Annotated in this window: 19 protein-coding genes and 3 pseudogenes; 17 read left to right on the top strand and 5 right to left on the bottom strand. The window is 36.0% G+C overall.

The features are described from left to right. Positions 1-9: 9 nt before the first annotated feature. Together ftsE and ftsX are read left to right on the top strand one after the other, a co-directional pair. A complete protein-coding gene (gene ftsE / locus FGK96_RS06350; RefSeq protein WP_138082370.1) occupies positions 10-702 on the top strand; it encodes a cell division ATP-binding protein FtsE in 693 nt (230 codons plus the stop codon). Next, positions 695-1,624 carry a permease-like cell division protein FtsX gene (gene ftsX / locus FGK96_RS06345; protein WP_138082368.1) on the top strand — a complete coding sequence of 310 codons (930 nt, stop codon included), beginning with the start codon at positions 695-697 and terminating at the stop codon, positions 1,622-1,624. The genes ftsE and ftsX overlap by 8 nt, the downstream gene beginning before the upstream one ends. Before the next feature lie 129 nt (positions 1,625-1,753). Here ftsX and FGK96_RS06340 read toward each other — a convergent pair whose 3' ends face one another. Together FGK96_RS06340 and FGK96_RS06335 are read right to left on the bottom strand one after the other, a co-directional pair. Beyond that, a complete protein-coding gene (locus tag FGK96_RS06340; protein WP_138082366.1) occupies positions 1,754-2,389 on the bottom strand; it encodes an MBL fold metallo-hydrolase in 636 nt (211 codons plus the stop codon). A 60-nt stretch (positions 2,390-2,449) separates the two neighbouring features. Next, positions 2,450-3,271 (bottom strand): alpha/beta hydrolase, encoded by an 822-nt coding sequence (locus FGK96_RS06335; protein WP_138082364.1) that lies wholly within the window; start codon positions 3,269-3,271, stop codon positions 2,450-2,452. Positions 3,272-3,422: 151 nt separating this feature from the next. Between FGK96_RS06335 and FGK96_RS06330 the strand changes: the two genes are divergently transcribed. The 9 genes and pseudogenes from FGK96_RS06330 (at position 3,423) to FGK96_RS06285 (ending at position 15,576) form a co-directional block, all read left to right on the top strand. Next, the gene (locus FGK96_RS06330) at positions 3,423-5,885 is read left to right on the top strand and encodes a bifunctional DnaQ family exonuclease/ATP-dependent helicase (protein WP_138082362.1); all 2,463 of its coding nucleotides are present in this window, start codon (positions 3,423-3,425) and stop codon (positions 5,883-5,885) included. 159 nt (positions 5,886-6,044) lie between these two features. Continuing rightward, positions 6,045-7,235 carry a pyridoxal phosphate-dependent aminotransferase gene (locus FGK96_RS06325; RefSeq protein WP_138082360.1) on the top strand — a complete coding sequence of 397 codons (1,191 nt, stop codon included), beginning with the start codon at positions 6,045-6,047 and terminating at the stop codon, positions 7,233-7,235. A 43-nt stretch (positions 7,236-7,278) separates the two neighbouring features. Further along, positions 7,279-8,625, top strand: a complete 1,347-nt coding sequence (gene asnS, locus FGK96_RS06320) for an asparagine--tRNA ligase (RefSeq protein ID WP_138082358.1) — start codon at positions 7,279-7,281, stop codon at positions 8,623-8,625. A gap of 75 nt (positions 8,626-8,700) precedes the next feature. Then, positions 8,701-10,027, top strand: a pseudogene (locus FGK96_RS06315) (IS3 family transposase). Positions 10,028-10,254: 227 nt separating this feature from the next. Beyond that, positions 10,255-11,025, top strand: coding sequence for a DUF1003 domain-containing protein (locus tag FGK96_RS06310; protein WP_138082356.1), 771 nt, complete (start codon positions 10,255-10,257; stop codon positions 11,023-11,025). A gap of 274 nt (positions 11,026-11,299) precedes the next feature. Further along, on the top strand, positions 11,300-12,190 hold the full coding sequence (gene rapZ / locus FGK96_RS06300; protein WP_138082353.1) for an RNase adapter RapZ: 891 nt from the start codon (positions 11,300-11,302) through the stop codon (positions 12,188-12,190). Beyond that, positions 12,187-13,164 carry a YvcK family protein gene (locus tag FGK96_RS06295; RefSeq protein WP_138082351.1) on the top strand — a complete coding sequence of 326 codons (978 nt, stop codon included), beginning with the start codon at positions 12,187-12,189 and terminating at the stop codon, positions 13,162-13,164. The genes rapZ and FGK96_RS06295 overlap by 4 nt, the downstream gene beginning before the upstream one ends. Further along, positions 13,161-14,072, top strand: coding sequence for a DNA-binding protein WhiA (gene whiA / locus FGK96_RS06290; protein WP_138082349.1), 912 nt, complete (start codon positions 13,161-13,163; stop codon positions 14,070-14,072). The genes FGK96_RS06295 and whiA overlap by 4 nt, the downstream gene beginning before the upstream one ends. Before the next feature lie 106 nt (positions 14,073-14,178). After that, positions 14,179-15,576 (top strand): C69 family dipeptidase, encoded by a 1,398-nt coding sequence (locus FGK96_RS06285; protein WP_138082347.1) that lies wholly within the window; start codon positions 14,179-14,181, stop codon positions 15,574-15,576. A 60-nt stretch (positions 15,577-15,636) separates the two neighbouring features. On the opposite strand, the pseudogene FGK96_RS06280 reads toward FGK96_RS06285, so the two are convergent. Further along, positions 15,637-16,963 (bottom strand): annotated as a pseudogene (locus FGK96_RS06280) (IS3 family transposase). Positions 16,964-17,245: 282 nt separating this feature from the next. Between FGK96_RS06280 and FGK96_RS06275 the strand changes: the two are divergent. Together FGK96_RS06275 and FGK96_RS06270 are read left to right on the top strand one after the other, a co-directional pair. Next, entirely contained in the window at positions 17,246-17,995 is a 750-nt protein-coding gene (locus FGK96_RS06275) for an ADP-ribosyltransferase (RefSeq protein WP_138082345.1), read from the top strand. Between the two features lie 306 nt (positions 17,996-18,301). After that, positions 18,302-19,846: a zinc ABC transporter substrate-binding protein AdcA gene (locus FGK96_RS06270; RefSeq protein WP_138082343.1), complete on the top strand. Its 1,545-nt coding sequence runs from the start codon at positions 18,302-18,304 to the stop codon at positions 19,844-19,846. A gap of 63 nt (positions 19,847-19,909) precedes the next feature. On the opposite strand, the pseudogene FGK96_RS06265 reads toward FGK96_RS06270, so the two are convergent. Continuing rightward, positions 19,910-20,980, bottom strand: a pseudogene (locus tag FGK96_RS06265) (IS3 family transposase). A gap of 200 nt (positions 20,981-21,180) precedes the next feature. Here FGK96_RS06265 and FGK96_RS06260 point away from each other — a divergent pair. Genes FGK96_RS06260 through lacD form a run of 3 tightly spaced genes read left to right on the top strand, consistent with a single transcriptional unit; the run spans position 21,181 to position 24,079 of the window. Beyond that, positions 21,181-21,903 carry a GntR family transcriptional regulator gene (locus FGK96_RS06260; RefSeq protein WP_138082341.1) on the top strand — a complete coding sequence of 241 codons (723 nt, stop codon included), beginning with the start codon at positions 21,181-21,183 and terminating at the stop codon, positions 21,901-21,903. Between the two features lie 19 nt (positions 21,904-21,922). Further along, entirely contained in the window at positions 21,923-23,098 is a 1,176-nt protein-coding gene (locus FGK96_RS06255) for an SIS domain-containing protein (RefSeq protein WP_138082339.1), read from the top strand. A gap of 3 nt (positions 23,099-23,101) precedes the next feature. After that, complete coding sequence (gene lacD, locus FGK96_RS06250; RefSeq protein WP_138082337.1) at positions 23,102-24,079, top strand: tagatose-bisphosphate aldolase; 978 nt, start codon at positions 23,102-23,104, stop codon at positions 24,077-24,079. A 30-nt stretch (positions 24,080-24,109) separates the two neighbouring features. Here the strand turns inward: lacD and FGK96_RS06245 are convergent, their stop codons facing one another. Further along, positions 24,110-24,829, bottom strand: coding sequence for a GntR family transcriptional regulator (locus FGK96_RS06245; RefSeq protein WP_138082335.1), 720 nt, complete (start codon positions 24,827-24,829; stop codon positions 24,110-24,112). 158 nt (positions 24,830-24,987) lie between these two features. Here FGK96_RS06245 and FGK96_RS06240 point away from each other — a divergent pair, with 158 nt between their 5' ends. After that, on the top strand, positions 24,988-25,491 hold the full coding sequence (locus FGK96_RS06240) for a PTS system mannose/fructose/N-acetylgalactosamine-transporter subunit IIB (RefSeq protein ID WP_138082333.1): 504 nt from the start codon (positions 24,988-24,990) through the stop codon (positions 25,489-25,491).

Here is a 25,491-nt window from a genome sequence, read left to right as displayed (position 1 = left end):
AAGAGTAGAATGGCATTAATTGAAATGAAGGGCGTTACCAAAAAATATAAACGCTCAACAACAGCCTTAAGGAATTTAAACTTCTCAATTAACCAGGGTGAATTTGTATACTTGGTAGGCCCTTCTGGGGCTGGTAAATCCAGTTTAATCAAACTCCTCTATCGCGAGGAAAAAGTTACAAGTGGATCACTCTATGTTGGCGAGTTTGATTTGCCTAAATTAAAAGCAAAACAAGTTCCTATTTTGCGTCGTAATATTGGAGTTGTCTTCCAAGATTATAAATTACTTCCGCGGAAAACAGTTTTTGAAAATGTTGCTTATGCTATGGAAGTTATTGGTGCTAAGCCTCGTCATATAAAAAAACGTGTTCCTGAGGTACTTGAGTTAGTTGGTTTGAAACATAAAATGCGCTCTTTTCCAAACCAGCTCTCAGGTGGAGAACAGCAACGGGTTGCTATAGCGCGTGCAATTGTCAATAATCCAAAATTATTGATTGCTGACGAGCCAACAGGTAACTTAGACCCAGAAATTTCTTGGGAAATTATGCATTTATTGGAACGTATTAATGTCCAAGGAACAACTATTTTGATGGCAACGCATAATAGTCATATCGTTAACTCTCTACGCCATCGGGTAATCGCGATTGAAGATGGACGTATTGTCCGTGATGAAGAGGAAGGAGATTACGGCTACGATGATTAGAAATTTTTTCCGTCATATCTGGGAATCTATTAAGAATCTCAAACGAAACATTTGGATGACTATTGCCGCAATTAGTTCAGTAGCCATCACTCTAACTTTGGTTGGGATTTTTGCTGCAACCCTATTAAACATTGAGAGAGTTGCTTCAGGAGTTCAAAATAATATTCAAATTAATACTTATTTGAGTGTTGATTCTACTGATACCAAGGAAGTTGTTAAAACGGTTGATGGTAAAGAGGTCAAAAATGACAAATACCACAAAATCTATGATCAAATTGCTAAGATAAAAGGTGTTGAAAAAATTAATTTTTCCAGCAAAGATGAGCAATTGCAAAAATTACAAGATTCTATGGGTGATGTCTGGAAAATGTATGATAAAGACACCAATCCTCTACAAGACATTTATATGATTGAAACTGAGAAACCCTCTCAAGTTAAAAAGATTAGCGCAATTATCAAAGGCATTAACGGTGTTGAAGATGTTGACTACGGTGGAATTAATTCGGAGAAACTCTTTAAATTTGCCGCATTTATTAAGACATGGGGCTTGATAGGAACAGTATTATTGCTGATTGTTGCGATCTTCCTTATTTCAAATACTATTCGTATGACTATTATGAATCGTCAACGAGATATTGAAATTATGCGCTTGGTGGGAGCTAAAAATTCGTACATTCGTGGACCATTCTTCTTTGAAGGAGCTTGGGTTGGCTTTTTAGGAGCTGTTTTCCCATCTCTTCTTATCTTTTATATATATGAGTATGCCTACCGCCAATTTACGCCACAGCTTCAACTCAATGGCTTGTCAATGTACCCAATTAACTATTACCTCTATCTTTTAATAGGTATCCTGTTTGTTATTGGCATTATTATTGGATCTCTAGGGTCAGTTCTCTCAATGAGACGCTATTTAAAATTTTAATTCAAAAAAAGGCGTTTTATTATTTACTGTCTAAGATATTGATACAAAAATGGTATTTAGTAGGCTTTTATGTCCTAGATAATAGATCAAGTCTAAATTAAAAGCAGCCCAAGTAATCTTGGGCTGCTTTTAATTTAGAAATGGATTGCAATTTTTTTCATGTGCAATTGTTGTCATTTGGCCATGGCCAGGATAAACCTTGAAAAAAGGAGGCTGGGTCAATAATTTTTCTTTAATACCTTCAATCAGATGATCATAATTTCCAGTCGGTAAGTCAGATCGTCCAATACTTTCACGAAAGAGTGCGTCACCAGAGAAAATAGTTTCATGTTCTTTGAAAACAAAGGAAACACCCCCCACCGAATGTCCGGGAGTTTCTACCACGGAAAAGGTAAAACCGGTTAAGTGATATTCTTTGTCAAACTGAAAGAATTGTTCTGCGGGCTTACAAATAATGTCGGGAATATCAGCATGACGTAATAGGCCTGATAAATTGTCTTTAGGAGTGAATAACCAAGAAGCTTCCTTTCCCGAGACGTACACGGGTGGGTGATTAAAAGTTCGTCTAACCCTCTCCAAACTGAAAATATGATCATAATGGGTATGGGTTAAGAGAATAGCAACAACTGGTTTAGCCAATTTTTTTATTTCTTGACAAATCTTGTCGCCATTACTTCCTGGATCAATGACTAAAACAGCCTGATCATTAGATAAAATATAGGTGTTTTCACTAGCAATAGCATTGGTAACAGTCATAATTTTCATAAGTTTAGTTTAACAAATCCATTCTAGTTGACACAAGCAAAATGTGTTAACAATTTTGAGTTAAGTTAGGTTATTATTCCAAAGGTGTTCCAGAAAGTATGGAAATTGCTGAGCCCACACACTTTCTGTATGTCGAGCACCAGCAACAATAGCAAAATGTATTTGTGCAATAGGCAAGCCTTGGATCAGAATTTGCTTATAGTAATTGAGGCTGTTAGTAATGTAATTTTGATTTGCTTGAGAATTTGAAGGTTGATTTGTCATATCTCCCTCATTAGTTCCTACCTGAAGATAAATCTTCGTTTTGGGATTTAAAGGATGGCTCTGGCAGAAGCTTAGCAGTTGTTTTTCACAAGTCCAAGAAGCAATCGAAAAAACTCCTAATCCGCCAAAAATATTAGGATACTGGGCTGCCGTATAGGCCGTGATTAAGGCTCCCATAGAAGAACCGGCTAGAAAAGTATGCTTAAAGTCCTTTTTAGTCCGATAATTTAGATCAATAAAGGGCTTAAGCTCAGTCACTAACCACTTAGCATAAGCTTGGCCATTGCCTCCATCCTTTGGAATTGTGTGAGGTACCACTTTTTCAAAGGGAAAAGGTGCATACTCCCGGAGACGATAGGCATCCGCATGATCAATAGCAACTACAATAATATCCGGAAATACTTGTGATTGTAAACTCTCTATAATATTCCAGGATTTCCCTGAAAATGATTCCTGATCAAAAAAGAGATTTTGCCCATCATGCATATATAAAACGGGATAACTCCTAACATCTGTTTCTGAATAATTAATGGGTAGGAGAATGCGAACACGTCGTTTTTTCTTTGTGTATGGCAGTGCGAAAAAATGAGTTTTCAGATTAGTAAATGTATCGACCATTCTGCAAATCCTTTGTTGAAATTTCAGCTTTATTATAACATGCTTTGAAGAAACAAAGAACACCTTTTGAAATAAATTCATTCCCAAGCTTTGCTTTAAAGATGGGTTTAGTCAGAAAAGATTTGTTGAAAAATGGTATAATTAATCTACTATGACAGAACAATTAACAAAATATGCCATCATTGATTTAGAAGCAACCAATGCAGGATCAGACGCACGTATTATCCAAATAGGAATAGTTATCGTTGAAGATAAAAAGATAGTAGATTGTTTTCAAACTGATATTAATCCTCACAGCAAGCTTTCAGAACATATAAAATCACTTACTGGTATCACTGATCAGCAGTTAGCTACAGCTCCGGAATTTTCCCAAGTAGCCGGCCACATTTTTGAACTGATTAAAGATTGTGTTTTTGTGGCTCATAACGTGAAATTTGATGCCAATCTTCTATCGGAGGCCTTGTTTTTTGAAGGTTTTGATTTATTGACGCCAAGGGTGGACACTGTTGAATTAGCTCAAGTCTTTTTCCCAAATTTAGAGAAGTACAATCTTGGTCACTTAGCTAAAAATATGGACTTAGATTTAGCACATGCTCATACAGCCATCTCGGATGCTTTAGCTACTGCCAAACTCTTTATCAAGATTCAAAAGAAAATAGAATCTCTGCCTCGAGAAACGTTGGAAATGATGGCAGTTTTTGCTGATAATCTTATTTTTGAAAGCGGTCAGCTGATTACCCAAGCTCTTTCTAAAGCTAAATCTTATGATAGACACTATTACGATTTAGTAGAAGGTATCCTACTTCCCAAAAAGCAAAGAACAAAAAAGGCTAAAAAATTATCACAAGATTTTTCTATTAATACGGCTATTTTAGGATTAGAGGACCGGCCGTTGCAAAATGATTTTGCGGCTTTAATCGAAACAGGTCTAACTCATTCAGAGCCCAGTTTTATTCAAGCGCAAGCAGGTATTGGAAAAAGCTATGGTTATTTACTTCCTCTTCTAGCAAAGACACAGGAGCAACAAATACTTGTTAGTGTGCCAACAAAAATCCTTCAAGATCAGATGACTGCTAAAGAACTGGCTACTATCGAAGCTGTTTTCCAGCTTGATTGTCATAGTCTTAAAGGTCCTGCTAATTACATAAAACTTGATCTCTTTCATAAAAGTCTTCAACAAGTAGAAGATAACCGACTAGTCAATCGTTACAAATTACAGTTATTAGTTTGGCTACTAGAAACAAAAACGGGTGATCTTGATGAGATTAAGCAAAAACAGCGCTATGCGGCATTCTTTGATACCATCCAACATGATGGATATTTGAAGCACAGCTCACCATTTTATGATTATGATTATTGGCGTTATAGCTATGAAAAGGCGAAACGCGCTAAAGTCTTACTAACTAATCATGCCTATTTTTTGCATCGAATAGAGGATGATAAGGCATTTGCTCGTGATAAAATTCTCGTTTTTGATGAAGCACAAAGGCTCCTATTAGAGCTAGATCAATTGTCTCGAAAACAGATTAATTTACAGCAATTATTACAAGATTTAACAAGAGCATTGGAAAGTCCTCAGTCACTTATAGAGAAGCGTCTGCTAGAAAGCCTTATTTTTGAATTAAATGATATGGCGACAACTTATTTAAAAAAGCAGCCTTATGAGGCTAGCAATCTCAAAGTATCACAAAAACTGAGTGATCTCGTAAAAGAATTAGATGAGAATCGTTTTCCAGAATTACATGCTACCTTTAAATATGCTAATACTGACTATTGGCTTAGTAGTGAACACAAAGAAGAAAAACGTGTCATCTATCTTAATGCTAGCACTCAGCACTTCATTAATTTTCAGCACCTTCTACCAGAAATCCAGAAAAGTTTCTTTATTTCAGCTATCTTAGCTATCAGTCAAAGGGTTAATTTAGCTTATTTACTAGGTTTTGAAAATTATTCCTTTGCAAAAATTGAACATTTAAAATCAAAGCAACAAAAAATAATGATTGACCAAGAGATGCCAATCATCAGTGAAGTGAATGAAGAGGACTATTGTCAGGCTCTTGCTAAGAGAATCTATGCATTAAGTCAAGAAAAATTACCTATTCTAGTACTCTTTAATTCCCGTAGCCATCTCTTTTTGGTATCAGACATCTTGGACGGGTGGAACCTTCCTCACCTTGCTCAAGAAAAAAGCGGGTCCGCTTATAATATCAAAAAACGCTTTGATCGTGGTGAACAATCAATCTTATTAGGGATGGGGGCCTTTTGGGAAGGTGTTGATTTTGTACAAGCCGATCGTATAATTGAAGTCATTACAAAATTACCTTTTGATAATCCTAAGGATTTATATGTTAAGAAGATGAGTGCTTATCTTCTTGCGAAACAAAAAAATCCTTTCAAAGATTATTTCTTACCGATGGCGATTCTAAAATTAAAACAAGCGATTGGGCGGACGATGCGTCGTGAAAATCAAAAGTCCCTTATTTTACTGCTAGATAAAAGGGTTATGACCAAATCATATGGTCCGGAAGTCTTAGCAAATTTAAGTGAGGAATTTTTTATAAGTTGCGAAACATTCGAAAATTGCTTACTTGAGACAAGGCAATTTCTGTTATAATAGAAAAGATAAGATTTATAACTTAATTGAGAGTTCCTTTTTATTTGCAAACAATCTCGTCTAAACGATGCTCACAGAAGATTGACCTTGAAAAACAAAAGGTATTTGCTATAATTGAAATACGTCTTAAAGGAGCATACAAGCTAAGTAGGAGAGGTCATGACAAAGCTATCTAAAAGAGTTCTAGAAATGGAAGAAAGTATTACCCTAGCTGCGGGTGCTCGCGCTAAGGCTTTAAAAGCGGCAGGCCGCGATGTTTTGAGTTTAACCGTAGGTGAGCCAGATTTTGTAACACCAGTAGCCATTCAAAAGCGAGCAATTGCTTCAATAAAGGATGGAAGTGCTAGCTTTTATACAGCTGCTAGTGGTATTCCAGAGTTAAAAAGTGCTATAGCCACTTACATGGAAAAATTCTATGGCTATTCAGTTGCCCATAATCAAATTGTTGCTGGTACAGGGGCAAAGTTTATTCTTTATGCTTTTTTTATGGCTACTCTCAATCCAGGCGATCAGGTAATCATTCCGACTCCTTTTTGGGTCTCATATGCTGATCAAGTTAAGTTGGCAGAAGGTGAACCAGTTTTTGTAAACTGTCTTGCTAGTAATGATTATAAGGTTACCCTTGAACAACTAGAAGCTGCTCGAACTAAAAAAACTAAAGTTTTATTAATTAATTCCCCTTCTAATCCAACGGGAATGATTTACACTAAAACAGAATTAGAAGCCATTGGTCAATGGGCAGTTCAACATGATATTCTCATACTAGCCGACGATATCTACGGTCGTTTGGTTTACAACGGAAATTGTTTTACTCCAATATCGAGTTTATCGGAGACTATCCGACGGCAGACCATAACTGTTAACGGGGTGGCGAAAACCTACTCAATGACAGGCTGGAGGGTCGGTTTTGCAGTTGGTAATCCGGAGATTATTGCTGCAATGGCAAAGATTACGAGCCAAACCACTTCAAATTTAACCACGGTAGCACAGTATGCTGCGATTGAGGCTTTAAGTGGTGACCAATCGTCTGTTGAAACTATGCGACAAGCCTTTGAGGAACGCCTCAATGCTATTTACCCGTTAGTAGAAGAAATCCCCGGCTTTTCATTAGTTAAACCTCAAGGAGCCTTCTATTTATTTCCAAATGTTGCTCAAGCCATGCGAATGACCGGTTTTTCTAATGTCACTGATTTTACAAATGCTATTTTAGATGAAGCTGGTGTAGCTATGGTAACAGGTGCAGGGTTTGGGGCACCTGAAAATATTAGACTAAGCTACGCTACTGATTTAGATACCTTAAAAGAAGCTGTGTCGCGCATTAAGTCATTTATGGCCAGTCATATATTGTGAACGAAAGTCATTATAGGAAAAATTTAAGAAAGAAAAGAGAATTATGTCAAAAGAATACGTGTCAATCATTGATGTTAAGAAATTTGTCGGACAAGAAATTACAATCGGTGCTTGGGTTGCTAACAAATCAGGCAAAGGAAAACTGGCCTTTTTACAATTACGCGATGGAACAGCTTTTTTCCAAGCAGTCGCTTTTAAGCCAAATTTTATCGAAAAATTTGGGGAAGAAGAAGGGGCTAATAAATTTGATGTCATTAAACGACTTAGTCAAGAAACATCTGTCAGAGTAACTGGAGTTGTTAAAGAAGATCAGCGATCAAAGTTTGGCTATGAGTTAGATGTTACAGATTTAGAGGTTATTGGGGAATCAGTTGATTATCCTATTACGCCTAAAGAGCATGGGACAGATTTCCTAATGGATAATCGTCACTTATGGTTACGTTCACGTAAACAAATGGCTATTATGCAAATCCGTAATGCCATTATTTACTCAACTTATGAATTTTTTGATCAAAATGGCTTCATCAAGTTTGATAGCCCTATTCTATCAGGAAATGCTGCTGAAGATTCTACAGAATTGTTTGAAACAGATTATTTTGGAACACCAGCTTACCTAAGTCAGTCAGGACAACTTTATCTTGAAGCTGGCGCAATGGCATTAGGCCGGGTCTTCGACTTTGGACCAGTGTTCCGTGCAGAAAAATCAAAAACACGTCGCCATCTAACAGAATTCTGGATGATGGATGCTGAATATTCCTTCTTAAACCATGACCAATCCCTTGATTTACAAGAAGCATATGTAAAAGCTTTAATGCAAGGTGTTATCGATAGAGCTCCCCAAGCTCTTGAAATTTTGGAACGTGATGTAGAGGCTCTAAAACGTTACATTGCTGAACCATTTAAAAGGGTTTCATATGATGATGCTATCACTCTTCTACAAGAACATGAAGCTGATGAAGATACGGATTATGAGCATCTTGACTATGGTGATGATTTTGGTTCACCACATGAAACGTGGATTTCAAATTATTTCGGAGTTCCGACCTTTGTTGTAAATTATCCAGCAAGTTTCAAGGCTTTCTATATGAAACCAGTTCCGGGCAACCCAGAGCGCGTACTGTGTGCAGATCTTTTAGCACCAGAAGGTTACGGTGAAATTATTGGAGGCTCGATGCGTGAAGATGATTATGATGCGCTTGTTGCCAAAATGGATGCTTTAGAGATGGATAAAACCGAATATGAATTTTATCTAGACCTTCGTAAATATGGCTCCGTTCCTCATGGTGGTTTTGGAATAGGAATTGAGCGCATGGTTACCTTCGTAGCTGGGACAAAACATATTCGTGAAGCGATTCCGTTCCCACGTATGCTTCATCGTATTAAACCCTAACAAAAGTTTAAAACCTATTCATTGTACTGCACCCCAAAAGTTGGACAAAAAATCTAACATTTGGGGTGTTTTTGTATGAAATTAAGTTATGAAGATAAATTAGAAATTTATCGTTTAAAGAAGTCAGGTGTTTCCTGGACTCAATTAGAGATTCAATTTGGAGTAACCCGCTGCAACTTAAAATATACCATTCGACTGATGGATCGTTATGGAGTCGAGATCGTTAAGAAGCAAAAGTACCAAGCTTATTCACCTGAAATGAAGCAAGAAATGATTAATAAAGTCTTGAAAGATGGGCAATCCTTAATGTCAGTTTCTCTAGATTACGCCTTCCCAAATCCAGGAACTCTTGCCAATTGGATAGCGCAATACAAGAAAAATGGTTATACTATTGTTGAGACAACAAAAGGGAGACCAGCAAAAATGGGACGTAAACCAAAGAAAACTTGGGAAGAAATGACTGAATTAGAGCGCCTTCAGGAAGAGAACGAATATCTCAGAACGGAGAACGCCTTCCTAAAAAAGTTAAAAGAGTTAGAAGAACGGGACGAAGCTATCGAGAAAGAACGACAGAAATCATTAAAGAAATGGTTGATGGAGGATTTAGATTAGGTTTACTTCTAAGAGCAGCTCAATTAGCTCGTTCAACCTATTACTATCATCTTAAGCAACTAGAACAAGATGATTTAGACAAGTCCATTAAAAACCAAATTCAAAAGGTAACTATGGCTATCGTCGAATCACTTTGGAACTGCGTAACAGAGGTTTTATCATCAACCACAAAAGAGTTCAGCGCTTGATGAAAGAACTAGGTTTAACAGCGAGAATACGTCGCAAAAGACGCTATTCATCTTATAAGGGTGAGGTTGGAAAGAAAGCAGATAACCTTATTCAACGCCATTTTGAAGCCTCTAAACCTTTTGAGAAGTGTTACACCGATGTGACTGAATTTGCTTTACCTGAGGGAAAACTCTATTTATCACCAGTTCTTGATGGTTATAATAGCGAGATAATAAACTATACCATTTCACGTTCTCCTAACTTAAACCAAATTAAAACGATGCTAGAAAAGACATTTCCAGATAAATACTATAACGGAACTATTTTACATAGTGATCAAGGCTGGCAGTATCAGCACAACTATTATCATCACTTTTTAAACTCTAAAGGTATCCGTCCATCTATGTCACGTAAAGGAAACAGCCCTGACAATGGGATAATGGAATCCTTCTTTGGCATATTAAAGTCAGAAATGTTCTATGGCTATGAGAGCTACTATAAATCTCTGGGAGATTTAGAAAAAGCTATTAAAAAATATATTGATTATTACAACAATAAACGGATCAAAGTAAAACTAAAAGGACTTAGTCCCGTACAATACAGAACTAAATCCTTTGCTTAAAATATAATGTCTAACTTTTGGGGGTCAGTACACATATCGAATGGGTTTTTTTGATACTTGATTCGAACCTATTTTATTTAAGGAATATTTAAGTTACGAAGAGGATAATGCCAACGGTTATATTGTTTGAAAATTAAAAACAATATTATCAAAAAATAAACTAACTTACAGGAGTAAGTTTCTTATTGATGTTAAGGTAGTTAATATCAGTAAGAAAGAGGTCACATATGAACAAAAAACGTTGGGTAATCGATGCCATTAATGGTGGAAAGTATCTTTCTACTGAGGGAGTTTTCCTCTATGAACTTGATGAACAATTACAAGCACTAATTATGGATGACCATCCTGAACTGGACTCGACCTCTTTTATCAGTCAGGAAAATTTGGCCACCTATCGTCTCAACTACCTAGATGAGATGATTGCAAGTGCTAAATTAAAAAACGAAGCTATTCGTGAAATGGTAAATGATGTTTCTAAAAACAACAATTATGCTATCTTAAATGTACAAGAACAGTTAGATAGTAAAATTACATTTGGGCAACGCCTAGCGGATCAAGTGGCTCGCTTTGGAGGAACTTGGACCTTTATTATTACATTTATTATTTTCATGGCTATTTGGATGGGTTTCAATATCATTAATCCTTTTGGCTTAGCTTTTGATAAGTATCCTTTTATCCTTTTAAATTTAGCACTTTCTACCATTGCGGCTATTCAAGCTCCTCTCATTATGATGAGTCAAAATCGGGCATCTGAGTATGATCGTTTGCAAGCTAAAAATGACTATCAAGTTAACAAAACATCAGAAGAAGGTGTTCGTTTATTGCATTCTAAGATTGATCACCTTGTTTTACAAGACCAATCAGATTTGATGCAAATTCAAAAATTACAAACAGAAATTCTATTGTCTATCACTAAACAATTAAATCAAGTGCAAATTTTAGAAAATGACGTCTTAACACCAGATGCGACAGATATCAAGCAAAGAGCACAAAAATAGCCTATGAGAAACCTATCATTGATAGGTTTCAGATTGAAGAAAAAGTCCATTTTGGACAAGTTTCTTCAATCTTTTTTCATTATCATGAAAAACAAAAACTCTCATAAATATTGGAATATCAACATTTCTAAGAGTTTAATATTTTGTCATTTTACGCAAGTCTATTCAAATTTTTTATTTTTAGGAGTTTGTCTATGTTCTCAAACCTATCATTGATAGGTTTTTCTATGTTATAATAAAATGTACAGTCTAAATTTGAGAAAGGAATAGACAAATGGTAACTAATAAAATTGATCTTGTCATTGTTACAGGAATGAGTGGAGCAGGTAAGACAGTGGCGATTCAATCATTTGAAGATTTAGGTTACTTCACTATTGATAATATGCCTCCAACATTGGTGCCAAAGTTCCTAGAAATCATTGGACAAACAAATGAATATGAACGGGTAGCTCTGGTCGTTGACATGCGTAGTAGGAGTTTTTTCAAAGAAATCAATGCTATTTTAGATCAAATTGAACGAAAAGAATCCATTACATTTAGAATTCTCTTTTTAGATGCTACTGATAATGAGTTAGTCTCACGCTATAAGGAAACTCGAAGAAGTCACCCGCTTGCTCCAGATGGACGAGTAATGGATGGTATTAAGTTAGAAAGAGAACTCTTAGCTCCTTTAAAGAGTATGAGTCAAAATGTAGTGGATACCAGTGAATTGACTCCAAGGCAATTACGCCAAACCATTTCAGACCAGTTTTCTAGCGCCTCAAATACAGTATCTTTCCGGGTTGAAGTCATGAGTTTTGGGTTTAAATATGGGATTCCTTTAGATGCTGATTTAGTATTTGATGTGCGTTTTCTCCCTAATCCATACTATATTGCTGATTTACGAGAAAAAACGGGGCTAGATCAAGAAGTCTATGATTACGTAATGGAGCATCAAGAGTCTGAAGATTTTTTCCAAAACTTGGTTCAATTAATCTTGCCAATTCTACCAGGCTACAAGCGTGAAGGTAAATCACTTTTGACGATTGCAATTGGTTGTACTGGTGGTCAACACAGGAGCGTAGCTTTTGCCCATCGTCTCGCAGAAAGAATCAAAGAAGAATGGCCGATAAATGAAAGCCATCGTGATAAAGACAAACGTAAGGAAACAGTTAATAGATCATGAAAAAGCCAAAGATAACGGTAATTGGAGGCGGTACGGGGATTCCAGTTATCTTAAAAAGTTTACGAAATGAAGAGGTTGATATTACTGCTGTTGTGACGGTTGCTGATGATGGGGGGTCATCAGGTAAAATTCGTAATGCTATGCAGCTGACACCTCCAGGTGATTTGCGTAATGTATTATTAGCTATGAGTGATATGCCACGGTTTTATGAAAAGGTTTTCCAGTATCGCTTTAGTGGCAATGATGGGGTTCTTTCTGGTCATCCACTAGGTAATCTCATCATTGCTGGTATTTCCGAGATGCAAAATTCGACTTATAATGCCATTCAAATTTTGACTAAGTTTTTCCATATCACAGGCCATATTTTTCCTTCCAGTGAACAGGCTCTGACGTTGCATGCTGTTTTCAAAGATGGCCATGAAGTTTCTGGTGAAAGTCAGATTGCTGGTTATCAGGGAATGATTGATCATGTTTATGTGACAAATACATACAATGATGAACAGCCAAAGGCTAGTCGTAAAGTGGTTAAAGCTATTTTGGAAAGTGATATGATTGTTTTGGGACCTGGCTCCCTTTTCACATCAATCCTCCCTAATCTAGTGATTCCTGAAATTAATGAGGCCTTACGAGCCACTAAAGCCGAAGTTGTCTATATATGTAATATCATGACTCAACATGGTGAAACAGAACATTTTTCGGATGCTGATCATCTTTCTGTTTTAAACAAGCACTTAGGACGAGATCTTATTGATACCGTTTTGGTCAATATAGAAAAAGTCCCTCAGTCTTATATGGATACTAATAAATTTGACGAATATTTGATCCAAGTTGATCACGATTTTAAAGGGTTGCAAAAAGAGGCCAAGAAGGTTATTTCCTCTAATTTTTTACGCTTGAAAAATGGCGGAGCTTTTCATGATGGTGACTTAGTAGTAGAAGAATTGATGAATTTAGTAAGGGAACAACATCTATGAGTTTCACAATACAGGTAAAAGAAGAGCTGATAGATCAGGCTAAAAGTGATAAGAATGAACTTTCAGCTATTATAAAGTTATCAGGAACATTGGGATTAAATAATCAAGGGCTAACTCTATCTATTACCACAGAAAATGCTCGTATTGCTCGTTATATCTATGCCCTTTTTGAACAAAGCTATCACATTCAACCAGAAATCAAATATCATCAGAAAACTAATTTAAGAAAAAATCGAGTTTACACTGTTTTTGTTGCAGAAGAGGTAGAAACAATCCTTTCTGATTTAAAGTTAGCAGATGCTTTTTTTGGGATTGAGACAGGTATGGCCTCGTGGATGTTAGAAAATGATGATGCTGGCCGCTCTTATTTAAAAGGAGCTTTCCTAGCAACAGGAACGATTAGAGATCCAGAATCTGGGAAATATCAGTTAGAAATCTATTCAGTGTATTTAGACCATGCCCAAGATTTAGCTGATTTACTACATAAGTTTATGTTAGATGCTAAAACGATTGAACATAAGAGTGGAGCAATTACTTATCTGCAAAAAGCTGAAGATATCATGGATTTTTTGATTATTATCGGTGCTATGGAAAGTAAAGACTTATTTGAATCAGTAAAGGTTATGCGAGAGGCAAGAAATGATATCAATCGTGCCAATAACGCAGAAACTGCAAATATTGCAAAAACAATAAATGCTAGTATGAAAACGATTAATAATATTGTTAAGATTATGGAAACAGTTGGTTTGGATAGTTTACCGATAGAATTGCAACAAATTGCTCAAATTCGTATCAATCACCCAGATTATTCTATCCAACAGATTTCGGATAATTTAGATTTTCCCTTGTCAAAAAGTGGTGTTAACCACCGTTTACGTAAACTTAATAAAATTGCTGATAATCTATAAAAACCTTCAATTCAACTGACTTTGTTATTTTGTCCTTGATTCTATAAGCACAGCCAACTAACTGTCTGGCTTTGTGCCCCTAATCATACTATAAAGGAGATATATTATGTCATGCACAACAATTCTCGTTGGGAAAAAAGCTTCTTATGATGGCTCTACTTTGGTGGCTAGAACAGAAGATTCGCAAAATGGAGATTTTACCCCAAAGAAGATGGCTCTGATAACAGCTAATGAGCATCCCCGTCATTATCAAGCGGTCTTATCGCGTTTTGGCATCGACTTGCCTGACAACCCTCTGACCTATACCTCGGTTCCTGATGCTTTGGGTAAAGATGGAATTTGGGCAGAAGCGGGAATTAATTCTGAGAACGTTGCTATGAGCGCAACAGAGACAATTACTACTAATGCACGTGTATTAGGAGCAGATCCGCTAGTTGAAAATGGCATCGGAGAAGAAGATATGCTGACTTTGGTGTTACCCTATATTAGGTCGGCGCGTGAGGGTGTCTTACGCTTAGGTCAACTACTCAGCCAGTATGGCACTTATGAGTCAAATGGTGTCGCTTTTTCTGATGAAAATGAAATTTGGTGGCTAGAAACAATTGGTGGTCATCACTGGATTGCTAGACGTGTCCCAGATGACGCTTATGTGACTAATCCTAATCAACTGGGCATAGATCACTTTGAATTTAATAATCCTGATGAGTATCTCTGTTCAGAAGATCTTAAAGATTTTATTAATAAGTATCATTTAGATTTAACTTATAGTAATGAACATTTCAATCCTCGCTATGCCTTTGGTAGTCAACGTGATAAAGATCGTCATTACAATACACCACGAGCTTGGATTATGCAAAAATTCTTAAACCCTGAGATTGAGCAAGATCCACGTAGTTTTGCTATTCCTTGGTGTCAAAAACCCTACCGTAAAGTAACTATTGAAGACATTAAGTATGTTTTGAGTAGTCATTATCAAGATACAATTTATAATCCCTATGGTCCTGAAGGAGATAAGGTTAGTCAAAAAACGTTTAGAACAATCGGTATTAATCGTACGAGTCAAACATCAATCCTTCAATTAAGACCACATCAAGCTAAAGAAATTGCAGGTATCCAATGGATTGCATTTGGCTCAATGCCTTTTAATACGATGGTACCGCTCTTTACTCAGGTGTCTGATATGCCAGACTATTTCACAAATACTACTGAAAATGCCTCAACAGATAGCTTCTATTGGGTTAATCGTCTCATTGCAGCAATTGCAGACCCACATTTTAATCACCATGACAGTGATATAGAAGCTTATACTGAAAAAACAATGGCCAAAGGTCATGCCATGCTTCACGCTGTTGAACAGTTGATTGCTGAAGGTGAGACTGTGGATTTAACCCAGAAAAATCAGGAAATGAGTGACTATATCCAAATTGAAACACAAGCCTTACTCAATAAAATTCTTTTTGATGCCAGCAACTTAATGACTAATCGTTTTAGTTTAAGTGATTAATATAATAGTTGAAAACCTTAAGGGTTCTTGTACTGCACCCCAAAAGTTAGACATTATATTTTAAGCAAAGGATTTAGTTCTGTATTGTACGGGACTAAGTCCTTTTAGTTTTACTTTGATCCGTTTATTGTTGTAATAATCAATATATTTTTTAATAGCTTTTTCTAAATCTCCCAGAGATTTATAGTAGCTCTCATAGCCATAGAACATTTCTGACTTTAATATGCCAAAGAAGGATTCCATTATCCCATTGTCAGGGCTGTTTCCTTTACGTGACATAGATGGACGGATACCTTTAGAGTTTAAAAAGTGATGATAATAGTTGTGCTGATACTGCCAGCCTTGATCACTATGTAAAATAGTTCCGTTATAGTATTTATCTGGAAATGTCTTTTCTAGCATCGTTTTAATTTGGTTTAAGTTAGGAGAACGTGAAATGGTATAGTTTATTATCTCGCTATTATAACCATCAAGAACTGGTGATAAATAGAGTTTTCCCTCAGGTAAAGCAAATTCAGTCACATCGGTGTAACACTTCTCAAAAGGTTTAGAGGCTTCAAAATGGCGTTGAATAAGGTTATCTGCTTTCTTTCCAACCTCACCCTTATAAGATGAATAGCGTCTTTTGCGACGTATTCTCGCTGTTAAACCTAGTTCTTTCATCAAGCGCTGAACTCTTTTGTGGTTGATGATAAAACCTCTGTTACGCAGTTCCAAAGTGATTCGACGATAGCCATAGTTACCTTTTGAATTTGGTTTTTAATGGACTTGTCTAAATCATCTTGTTCTAGTTGCTTAAGATGATAGTAATAGGTTGAACGAGCTAATTGAGCTGCTCTTAGAAGTAAACCTAATCTAAATCCTCCATCAACCATTTCTTTAATGATTTCTGTCGTTCTTTCTCGATAGCTTCGTCCCGTTCTTCTAACTCTTTTAACTTTTTTAGGAAGGCGTTCTCCGTTCTGAGATATTCGTTCTCTTCCTGAAGGCGCTCTAATTCAGTCATTTCTTCCCAAGTTTTCTTTGGTTTACGTCCCATTTTTGCTGGTCTCCCTTTTGTTGTCTCAACAATAGTATAACCATTTTTCTTGTATTGCGCTATCCAATTGGCAAGAGTTCCTGGATTTGGGAAGGCGTAATCTAGAGAAACTGACATTAAGGATTGCCCATCTTTCAAGACTTTATTAATCATTTCTTGCTTCATTTCAGGTGAATAAGCTTGGTACTTTTGCTTCTTAACGATCTCAACTCCATAACGATCCATCAGTCGAATGGTATATTTTAAGTTGCAGCGGGTTACTCCAAATTGAATCTCTAATTGAGTCCAGGAAACACCTGACTTCTTTAAACGATAAATTTCTAATTTATCTTCATAACTTAATTTCATACAAAAACACCCCAAATGTTAGATTTTTTGTCTAACTTTTGGGGTGCAGTGCATCTAGCCTTAAGTTTTTTTAAAGAGTTCACGATTTGAGAAATTTCTAAAAATCAGATTTTCTTCTACAGAAGTTATGGGATATGATAGTAAAAATATTATTTCAAACGATTAGCTATTTGAACTTAGCTGGCAAGGGCTATTTTCTAAATGCTCAAGTAGGGCTTATAGACTCATTTAATGGTGTTTAGGTCCTAGTTTGGTTATTAGTTAAAATTGGAGGCAAAGTGGATGAATCAAAAATTTAAAAATATTATCTTAATACCTTTTATTTCACTTTTTTTCTTAATAGGACAAAGTACAGTACTTTCCCAACATTATTATGATGAAGCTGATAGTGTCGTATTTGATGGGGACAGTGCATATTTCAAGTTTACAGATTCAGAAATCACAAAGTACATTATTAACAAACGCTGGGCAGATAAGACTATATTTACTGAAGAAGAGAAACAGGGGTTACATAACTATACTTGTGAGCAGTCTATTTCCATTAATAGTCAACTTGATAAGGTTAAAAGTGACCTTAGTCAACTAACTTCAGAAATGAAAAAACAGGTGGAAGTGTTGGATAATGCTACGCATAAAATGTCTATTCCTTGGGATACTATTGTTTATCGCTATGTTTATACCAGTTTTCTTTTAGATTTAGGTTTTACACAAGAACAACTAGATGATTGTTATGTACACGGTAAATTTAATCCTAAGGTATTAGATAAATTTAGGCCAGGAGTTCAGTATACAAAATATAGTTTTATGAGTACCACTGCTTTGAAAAATGGTGCTATGATACAAAGACCAATAGAATTACGAATCAGAGTTAATAGAGGAGCAAAGGCGGCTTTTGTTGAGCCCTATTCATGGGTTCCTTCGGAACTCGAATTGTTGTTTCCGCGGGGGAGTCGACTAGAAGTCATAGGTGCATATTTGTCGGACAATGATCAAAAGCTTAATATTGAAGTAAGGCTTAAAGCAAGTATTTAAGAATTTGCCAATTTTAAAAATTTCTACTTTGAGGGTATTAATTATCAAAAAGTTGAGAATATCTATTATTAATTAAGGGTCTGGTTCTCTATTTAGGAGGATTGGACCCTTTGCTTTGTTTTTTCCTATAACCTTACATTTTTACATTTATCTCATGATGATTAGCTTTATAGAATAAATAAAGAAATACAGAAGTATTATTCTTAACAAGATTTCCCGAAGAAATAAAAATTACGTGACATTTTCTTTTTAAAATGATATACTTAACCAGTGAAATTTTAACCAGTTAACGAAAGAGGAGGAATCATGAAAAAGAAAATTCTTTTAATGATGAGTTTTGTCGGATTGACATCAGCGTGGCAATTAAGTCAAGTTAAGCAAGTAGAAGCAGAGGATACTAAAGTTAAGATAATGACGACCTTTTATCCTGTTTATGAATTTACTAAAGGGGTTGTAGGTAATGATGGCGATGTTTCAATGTTAATGAAAGCTGGAACTGAGCCTCATGACTTTGAGCCTACGACTAAGGACGTCAAAAAAATTCAAGATTCGGATGCAATCGTCTACATGGATGATAACATGGAAACTTGGATTCCAAAAGTGAAAAAATCAATTAAATCAGATAAAGTTGATTATATTGAGGGAACAGGCTCAATGATTTTAGCTGCTGGTTCAAGTGAAGAACATGACCATGAAGATAGTAAAAAAGGTCATGACCATCATGATGAAGAAGGTCATAGCCATAAATTTGATCCGCACGTTTGGTTATCTCCATATCGTAGCATTACTGTAGTGGAAAATATCCGCGATTCGCTTTCAAAGAAATACCCTAAGAAAGCTGACGTCTTCAAATCAAATGCAGCTGCATATATTGAAAAATTGAAAAAGTTAGATAAAGAGTATAGTGAGGCATTATCTTCAGCAAAACAAAAGAGTTTTGTGACACAACATGCTGCTTTTGGCTACATGGCACTTGACTACGGTTTAAATCAAATTGCTATTAATGGTGTTTCTCCAGAAAATGAACCTTCAGCAAAACGTTTAGCTGAACTTTCAAAATATGTAAAAAAATATGATATCAAATATATCTATTTTGAAGAGAATGCCTCAAGTAAAGTTGCTAAAACACTTGCTAAGGAAGCAGGTGTCAAGTCAGTCGTTTTAAGCCCACTCGAAAGTTTAACCCAAAAAGAGATTAAAGCTGGTGAGGATTATTTCAGTGTTATGCGGGAAAACCTTAAAGCTTTAGAATTAACAACTAAGCGTGATGGCAAGGAAATTAAACCAGAAGAAGATAATAGCAAGTCAGTTTATAACGGCTATTTCAAAGATAGTGCGGTGAAGGATCGTAAGCTAAGTGATTGGTCTGGTAATTGGCAGTCTGTCTATCCTTATTTACAAGATGGTACTTTAGATCAGGTTATGGATTATAAAGCTAAAAAATCAAAAGGAAAAATGACAGCAAAAGAATACAAAGATTATTATGAAGCTGGCTATAAGACTGATGTTAATGCTATTAAAATTAATGGTAAGAAGTCAACAATTACTTTTGAGCGTGGCGGTGATAAGAAAACTTTCACATATAGCTATTCTGGTAAGAAAATCATTACTTATGAAAAAGGAAATCGTGGTGTTCGCTACATGTTTGAAGCTAAAGAAAAAGATGCAGGTGAATTTAAGTATATACAGTTCAGTGACCATGAAATAGCACCAAACAAGGCAGAACATTTCCATCTTTATTGGGGGGCACAAGGTCATGATGAGATTGCATCAAAATGGGATCATTGGCCAACATATTACAAGTCTGATTTATCAGGACGTGAAATTGCTCAAGAGATAAATGCTCATTAATAAGAAAAAAGAACTGACAATTTTGGCACTGTACCCCAATAGCGGGACAAAAGAAAAACACTTTTATGCGATCTGTCTTCTGTACTGTACAGGAGACAGATCGTTTAGTTTCTGTTGAATTCTAGTTTCATTATAAAATGTTATGTCATTTTAACAATTTTTGTTATACTATCCTTGTTGTATTTTCTCATATCATGGAGATAAAAGGTTTCAGTCTTTAGGGCGGAGTGAAACCATTCAATACAGGCGTTATCTGCAGGTGTTCCTTTTCGGGACATTGATTGGATAATGCCTTTTTTCGTGCAAGCCTGATAGTAAGCCTTAGAAGTATGCACTGAGCCTTGATCGCTATGTAAGATTGCCCCTTTAAGCATTTTTAACTGATTAAGGATGTCTAGTACAAAATCGGTGTCCTGACAATCTGAGATAGTATATGCTATAATCTCACGATTATAGAGGTCCATAATTGAAGAGAGATACAATTTACCGTTACCAAAATTTAGGTAGGTAATATCTGTTACAAGCTTTTCCATAGGCTTATCGGCATGGAAATCCCGATTCAATTTGTTATCCGTCAAATAATAAGCTTTACCTAGATTTGGCGATTTCTTGGTACGTGTCCGACAAAGCCAGCCATTATTTTTCATGATACGATAGACTTTCTTTGTATTAACAGTCAGTCCGTAGGTTTTTTTAAGTAAACGCGTAATGGTACGATAGCCATAAATAAAGTGATTTTCCACGCAGAGCTGTTCAATTAATTCAATGATTTTATCTCTTTTGTGTGGTTTCTCAAATTCCTTTTTCCAACGGTAATAGGTCGACCGCTTAACATCAAAACAGTCTAGAATGACAGCAATCGGGTAGTTCTTTTTATAGTCTTCCACAAGCTTGATAAGACTTATTTTATCGATTTCCTTATCAAGCCTCGATACTTTTTTAGAGGTCAACCTGTAATTGTAATTGTTCCACTTCAGACAACTGTTCTAATCCCTTGCCATATACACCTTGATGGAAACGATGAAGTTCCTCATTTTCGTACCATTTCATCCAAGTATAGATTTGACTATCATTTTTTATACCTAGATTTTCCATAATAACCTTGTTAGACTTGCCTGCATTCTTCATTTTGATACAAGCTAGTTTCGTTTCCCAAGAATATGTTTTTTCCCATAATAAAACACTCCTGTTTCTAGTTTACTAGATTCCAACAGGAGTGTTTTTCTTTTGTCTCATTTTAGGGGCAGTGCCTTTCAGTTCTTTTTTTCTTGACAAAAACCAGTTAGTATACTATACTATTAAGTGGTTATAACCAGTAGAGGGAAATAAAATGTATGACGAAAAATCAACCATTATATCAAAAATTAGTTGATCAACTTGAAGTAAAGATTAGGAATGATATGGCTCCTCATGAGAAGTTGCTGTCAGAAAGAGAGTTGAGTGAAAGCTATTCTGTTAGTCGCATAACTGTTCGGCAAGCTCTAAAGGAGTTAGAATCACGTGGTCTAATTTACAAAGTTCATGGTAAAGGAACCTATGTTTCAAAATTGATGGAGCCCTTAACAGACTTAGCGACTACATATAGCTTTACTGAGCAGATGAAAAAAATAGGAAAGGGACCAAAAACGGAAATCATTTCTTTTGAGAAAGTAGCAGTAAGGGATTATTTAGAAAAGTTTTTAGAAATGGATGCAGATGGTGAAGCTTTTGAGCTAGAACGGGTGAGACTAGCAGATGGCGAGCCAATGATGTTTGAGAGATCCTATCTTCCTGCCACCCTATTCAATGACTTATCAAAGGATTTATTATTACAAAAACCCTTATATGATATTTTTGCGGAAGACTACCATCAACAGATTCGACTTGCTGAGGAAGAGTTTTATGCTAGTATCGCCCTTGATTATGAGGCTCAATTACTAGGTATACAAAAAGGTGATCCTGTATTACATATGATACGAAAAACCTATAATGATAAAAATCTCTTAATTGAACATACTTTTTCAATTGCTAGAGCTGACCATTTTAAATATAAGATTATTCATCAACCCAATCAATAAAAAATTTTAGGAGGTTAATATGTTTCAATTAACTGAGCAGGAACTTAATCAAATGGGAGCTGCTATTACCACTAAAGAAATTAAACAAGAACCTGATTTGTGGGGTCAAGTCTATCAGCAATTTTTAGATAAAGAAGAAAAACTTTCTTCTTTTTTAAACAAAGTTATTGAAAGCGCTGACACAAAAATCAAAGTTATTTTTACCGGAGCTGGTACCTCCGAATATGTCGGCAATAGTATTTGGTCATTTTTACAAACCTATGGGCAACGAGAGCAGTTTCTTTTCTACAGTATTGCTTCAACAGATATCGTGTCTGCTCCTCATTATTACCTTTATGAGGAAGATACCGTCTTATTAGTTTCTTTTGCAAGAAGCGGTAATAGCCCTGAAAGTATTGCAGCGGTGGAACTAGCCAATCAGTTAGTTACTAATTGTTATCATTTAACACTTACCTGTGCAGAGGAGGGGGAGTTAGCTAAAAGAGCTCGAAATGATAAGCGCAATTTCTTATTTTTAATGCCTCCTCGTTCAAATGATGCTGGTTTTGCTATGACAGGAAGTTTTACTTGTATGATGCTATCAGCTTTGTTAATTTTTGATAAGTTTCACACCAATGAGGAAAAATTAGATTTTATCTCACAAATGAGAAGAATGGCTGAGGACATTATTGATAGGGAGACAGAAATTAATAACTTAATCCAATATCCTTTTAATCGCTTAGTCTACTTAGGTTCTGGATCTTTAGCAGGATTAACACAAGAAGCGCAATTAAAAATATTAGAACTAACAGCTGGCAAAATTGCAACGCTTCATGACTCCTCTATGGGTTTCAGACATGGTCCAAAATCTTTTATTAATGAACGGACATTGGTCTTTGGTTTTATTAATAATCATCCTTACACAAGACAATATGATCTTGATATTTTAGAAGAAATTGCTAATGATCAGATCGCTCAGTCAACCATTGCGATTGGTCAGAGAAAAGAGAAGAATTTCAGTGGTAAAAACTTTGTTCTGAATTCGGACCTCCTCTTGCCTGACGCTTATTTAGCTTTTCCTATGATATTTTTTGCTCAAACAGTTGCACTACTAGCCTCAATCGAAGTCCATAACTTGCCAGATACTCCTTCTGAAAGTGGAACCGTTAACCGTGTTGTTAAAGGTGTGAGAATATACGACTATTCAAAGGAGTAAAAAATGACAGTTATATCAAATAAAAAAGCCTACTTAGAAAAAGTAAGCCGTGACGGAATTATTTCTGCATTGGCTTTTGACCAACGCGGTGCTCTAAAAAGGATGATGGCAAGTCATCAAAAAGAAGAGCCAACAACTGAGCAAATAGTAACCTTGAAGCGTCTGGTGTCTGAAGAATTAACTCCCTATGCTTCCTCAATTCTCTTAGACCCAGAGTATGGCTTGCCAGCTATTGAAGTCAAAGACCAAAAAGCAGGCTTGTTACTGGCCTACGAAAAAACAGGCTACGATGCCAAGACAAGTAGTCGCTTACCAGACTGTTTAGCAGACTGGTCAGTGAAAGGTCTTAAAGCGACTGGTGCAGATGCTATTAAGTTTCTTCTCTATTATGATGTTGATGGCAGTGAGGCTATTAACCATCAAAAGAAAGCTTACATTGAACGCATCGGCTCAGAGTGTCAAGCAGAAGACATTCCCTTCTTTTTAGAGCTTTTGACCTATGATGAAAAGATTAGTGATAATAGTAGTATTGACTTCGCCAAAGTCAAAGCCCATAAAGTTAATGAAGCCATGAGAGTCTTTTCGGCTAAGCGATTTGGGATTGATGTTTTGAAAGTAGAAGTTCCAGTTAATATGGCCTTTGTTGAAGGGTTTACAGAAGGGCCGATTCTTTATAGCAAAGCAGACGCGGCCCAAGCTTTTAAAGAACAAGAAGCAGCCAGTCACTTACCATACATCTATCTTAGTGCGGGAGTATCAGCTCAGCTATTCCAAGAAACCTTAATCTTTGCGGCTCAATCAGGAGCGACATTTAATGGTGTTCTTTGTGGCCGTGCTACTTGGGCGGGTGCTGTTCCGGTCTATATCAAAGAAGGGGAGGCTGCGGCCCGCCAATGGCTAAGGCGTGAAGGGGTAAAAAATATTGAAGCTCTTAATGACGTTTTAGCTAAGACAGCAAGGCCTTGGACAGATAAAATATAAGAAGGTATTTCCATACATGACACCTTAATGTTAATCGTAGTGGAGAGAATTAATACGGTACTGAAAAAATTTCCAATGTTTATAAACTTCTGCATATTCTAAAACACGATGTGATGTCTTATCTTTGGTTAGTTTAAGTTGGCGAACACACGGTTGCTTTTTATCTAACTGTAAAAATTTAGCCACTGTATTGCTATAATCAAGGGTTAAATCAGTTTTTTGAGAAAAATCTTGTTCAGCCATTTGAATGTTAAAATCTTCAAAAAAGCGTTGATAGACAGAAGCATAAGACGATAAATCTGCCTCGGGGTTGGCAATGTAATCATGTGCGATAAAAGATCTTTGGAATAGATAAGGTTCTTTATCTATCCATCTTTGACGCGACAAAATATAATAATACTCAGTTTTATGTAGCCCTAAAAGATTTAAATAATAAGGGGCATTTCCTTTTTCTAAACTTAAAATATGAACATCTTCTTGATGGTTTGATGTGTTATTGGTGTAGGAAAAATGAACGATTTTATCTTTACTAGTTTTTTTGATAAAAGTCCCTAAACCACGTTTACGACTAATGAATCCATCATTTTCAAGTTCCTTTAAAGCCCGTTTTATGGTTATGGAGCTTACTTTGTATTTTTTGATTAATTCTGCCTCAGTGAAAAACAAGTCCCCTTTTTTATAATGCTGTGACATAATGAGGTGATAAAGATTTTCTTTAATAACTTGATATTTTGGTTTTTTAGCTTGCATAGGTTACCTTCAGTCCATTTCTATACGCTTCTTACTTAAAATTATACCGAAAAAGTTATAAAAAGCCATGCTCTTATAAAACTAATTGTAACACTGTATTTATTAACATAAATGAAAACGCTTACTACTAAGATTATTATAGAAACTAGGAGAACACGATGACAATTATTGCAACACGAATTGATGGACGTTTGATTCATGGTCAAGTCGCTAATTTATGGACAACTAAACTTAATATTTCAAGAATTATGGTGATAGATAACGAGATTGTCGCCAACGATTTAGAAAAAACAGCCTTGAAGCTAGCAACGCCAGCAGGTGTTAAATTATCGATATTAACTGTTGAAAAAGCTGCGAGCAATATTTTAGCTGGCCGTTATGATTCTCAACGCTTACTAATTGTGGCTAAGAACCCAAATCGTTTTTTAGAACTCATTAATAGAGGTGTGGCTATTTCTAATCTTAATGTGGGGAATATGTCCCAAACAGCTGACACAATACCCCTCACTCGCTCAATAAATGTTCTTAAACAAGATATTGATGATTTTGACGCTATTGCTAGAACTGGGACAAGGCTGACTGCACAGATGGTACCAAGTGATACAGCTATCGATTTCATGCCTTTACTTAATAAAGTAAGACAGGAATCTCACCATAACTAG

Source organism: Streptococcus porcinus (genome assembly GCF_901542335.1).
Classification (GTDB): Bacteria; Bacillota; Bacilli; order Lactobacillales; family Streptococcaceae; genus Streptococcus; species Streptococcus porcinus_A.
The sequence above is the reverse complement of the archived record's forward strand: the minus strand, read 5'-3'. Positions and strand labels throughout refer to the sequence as shown.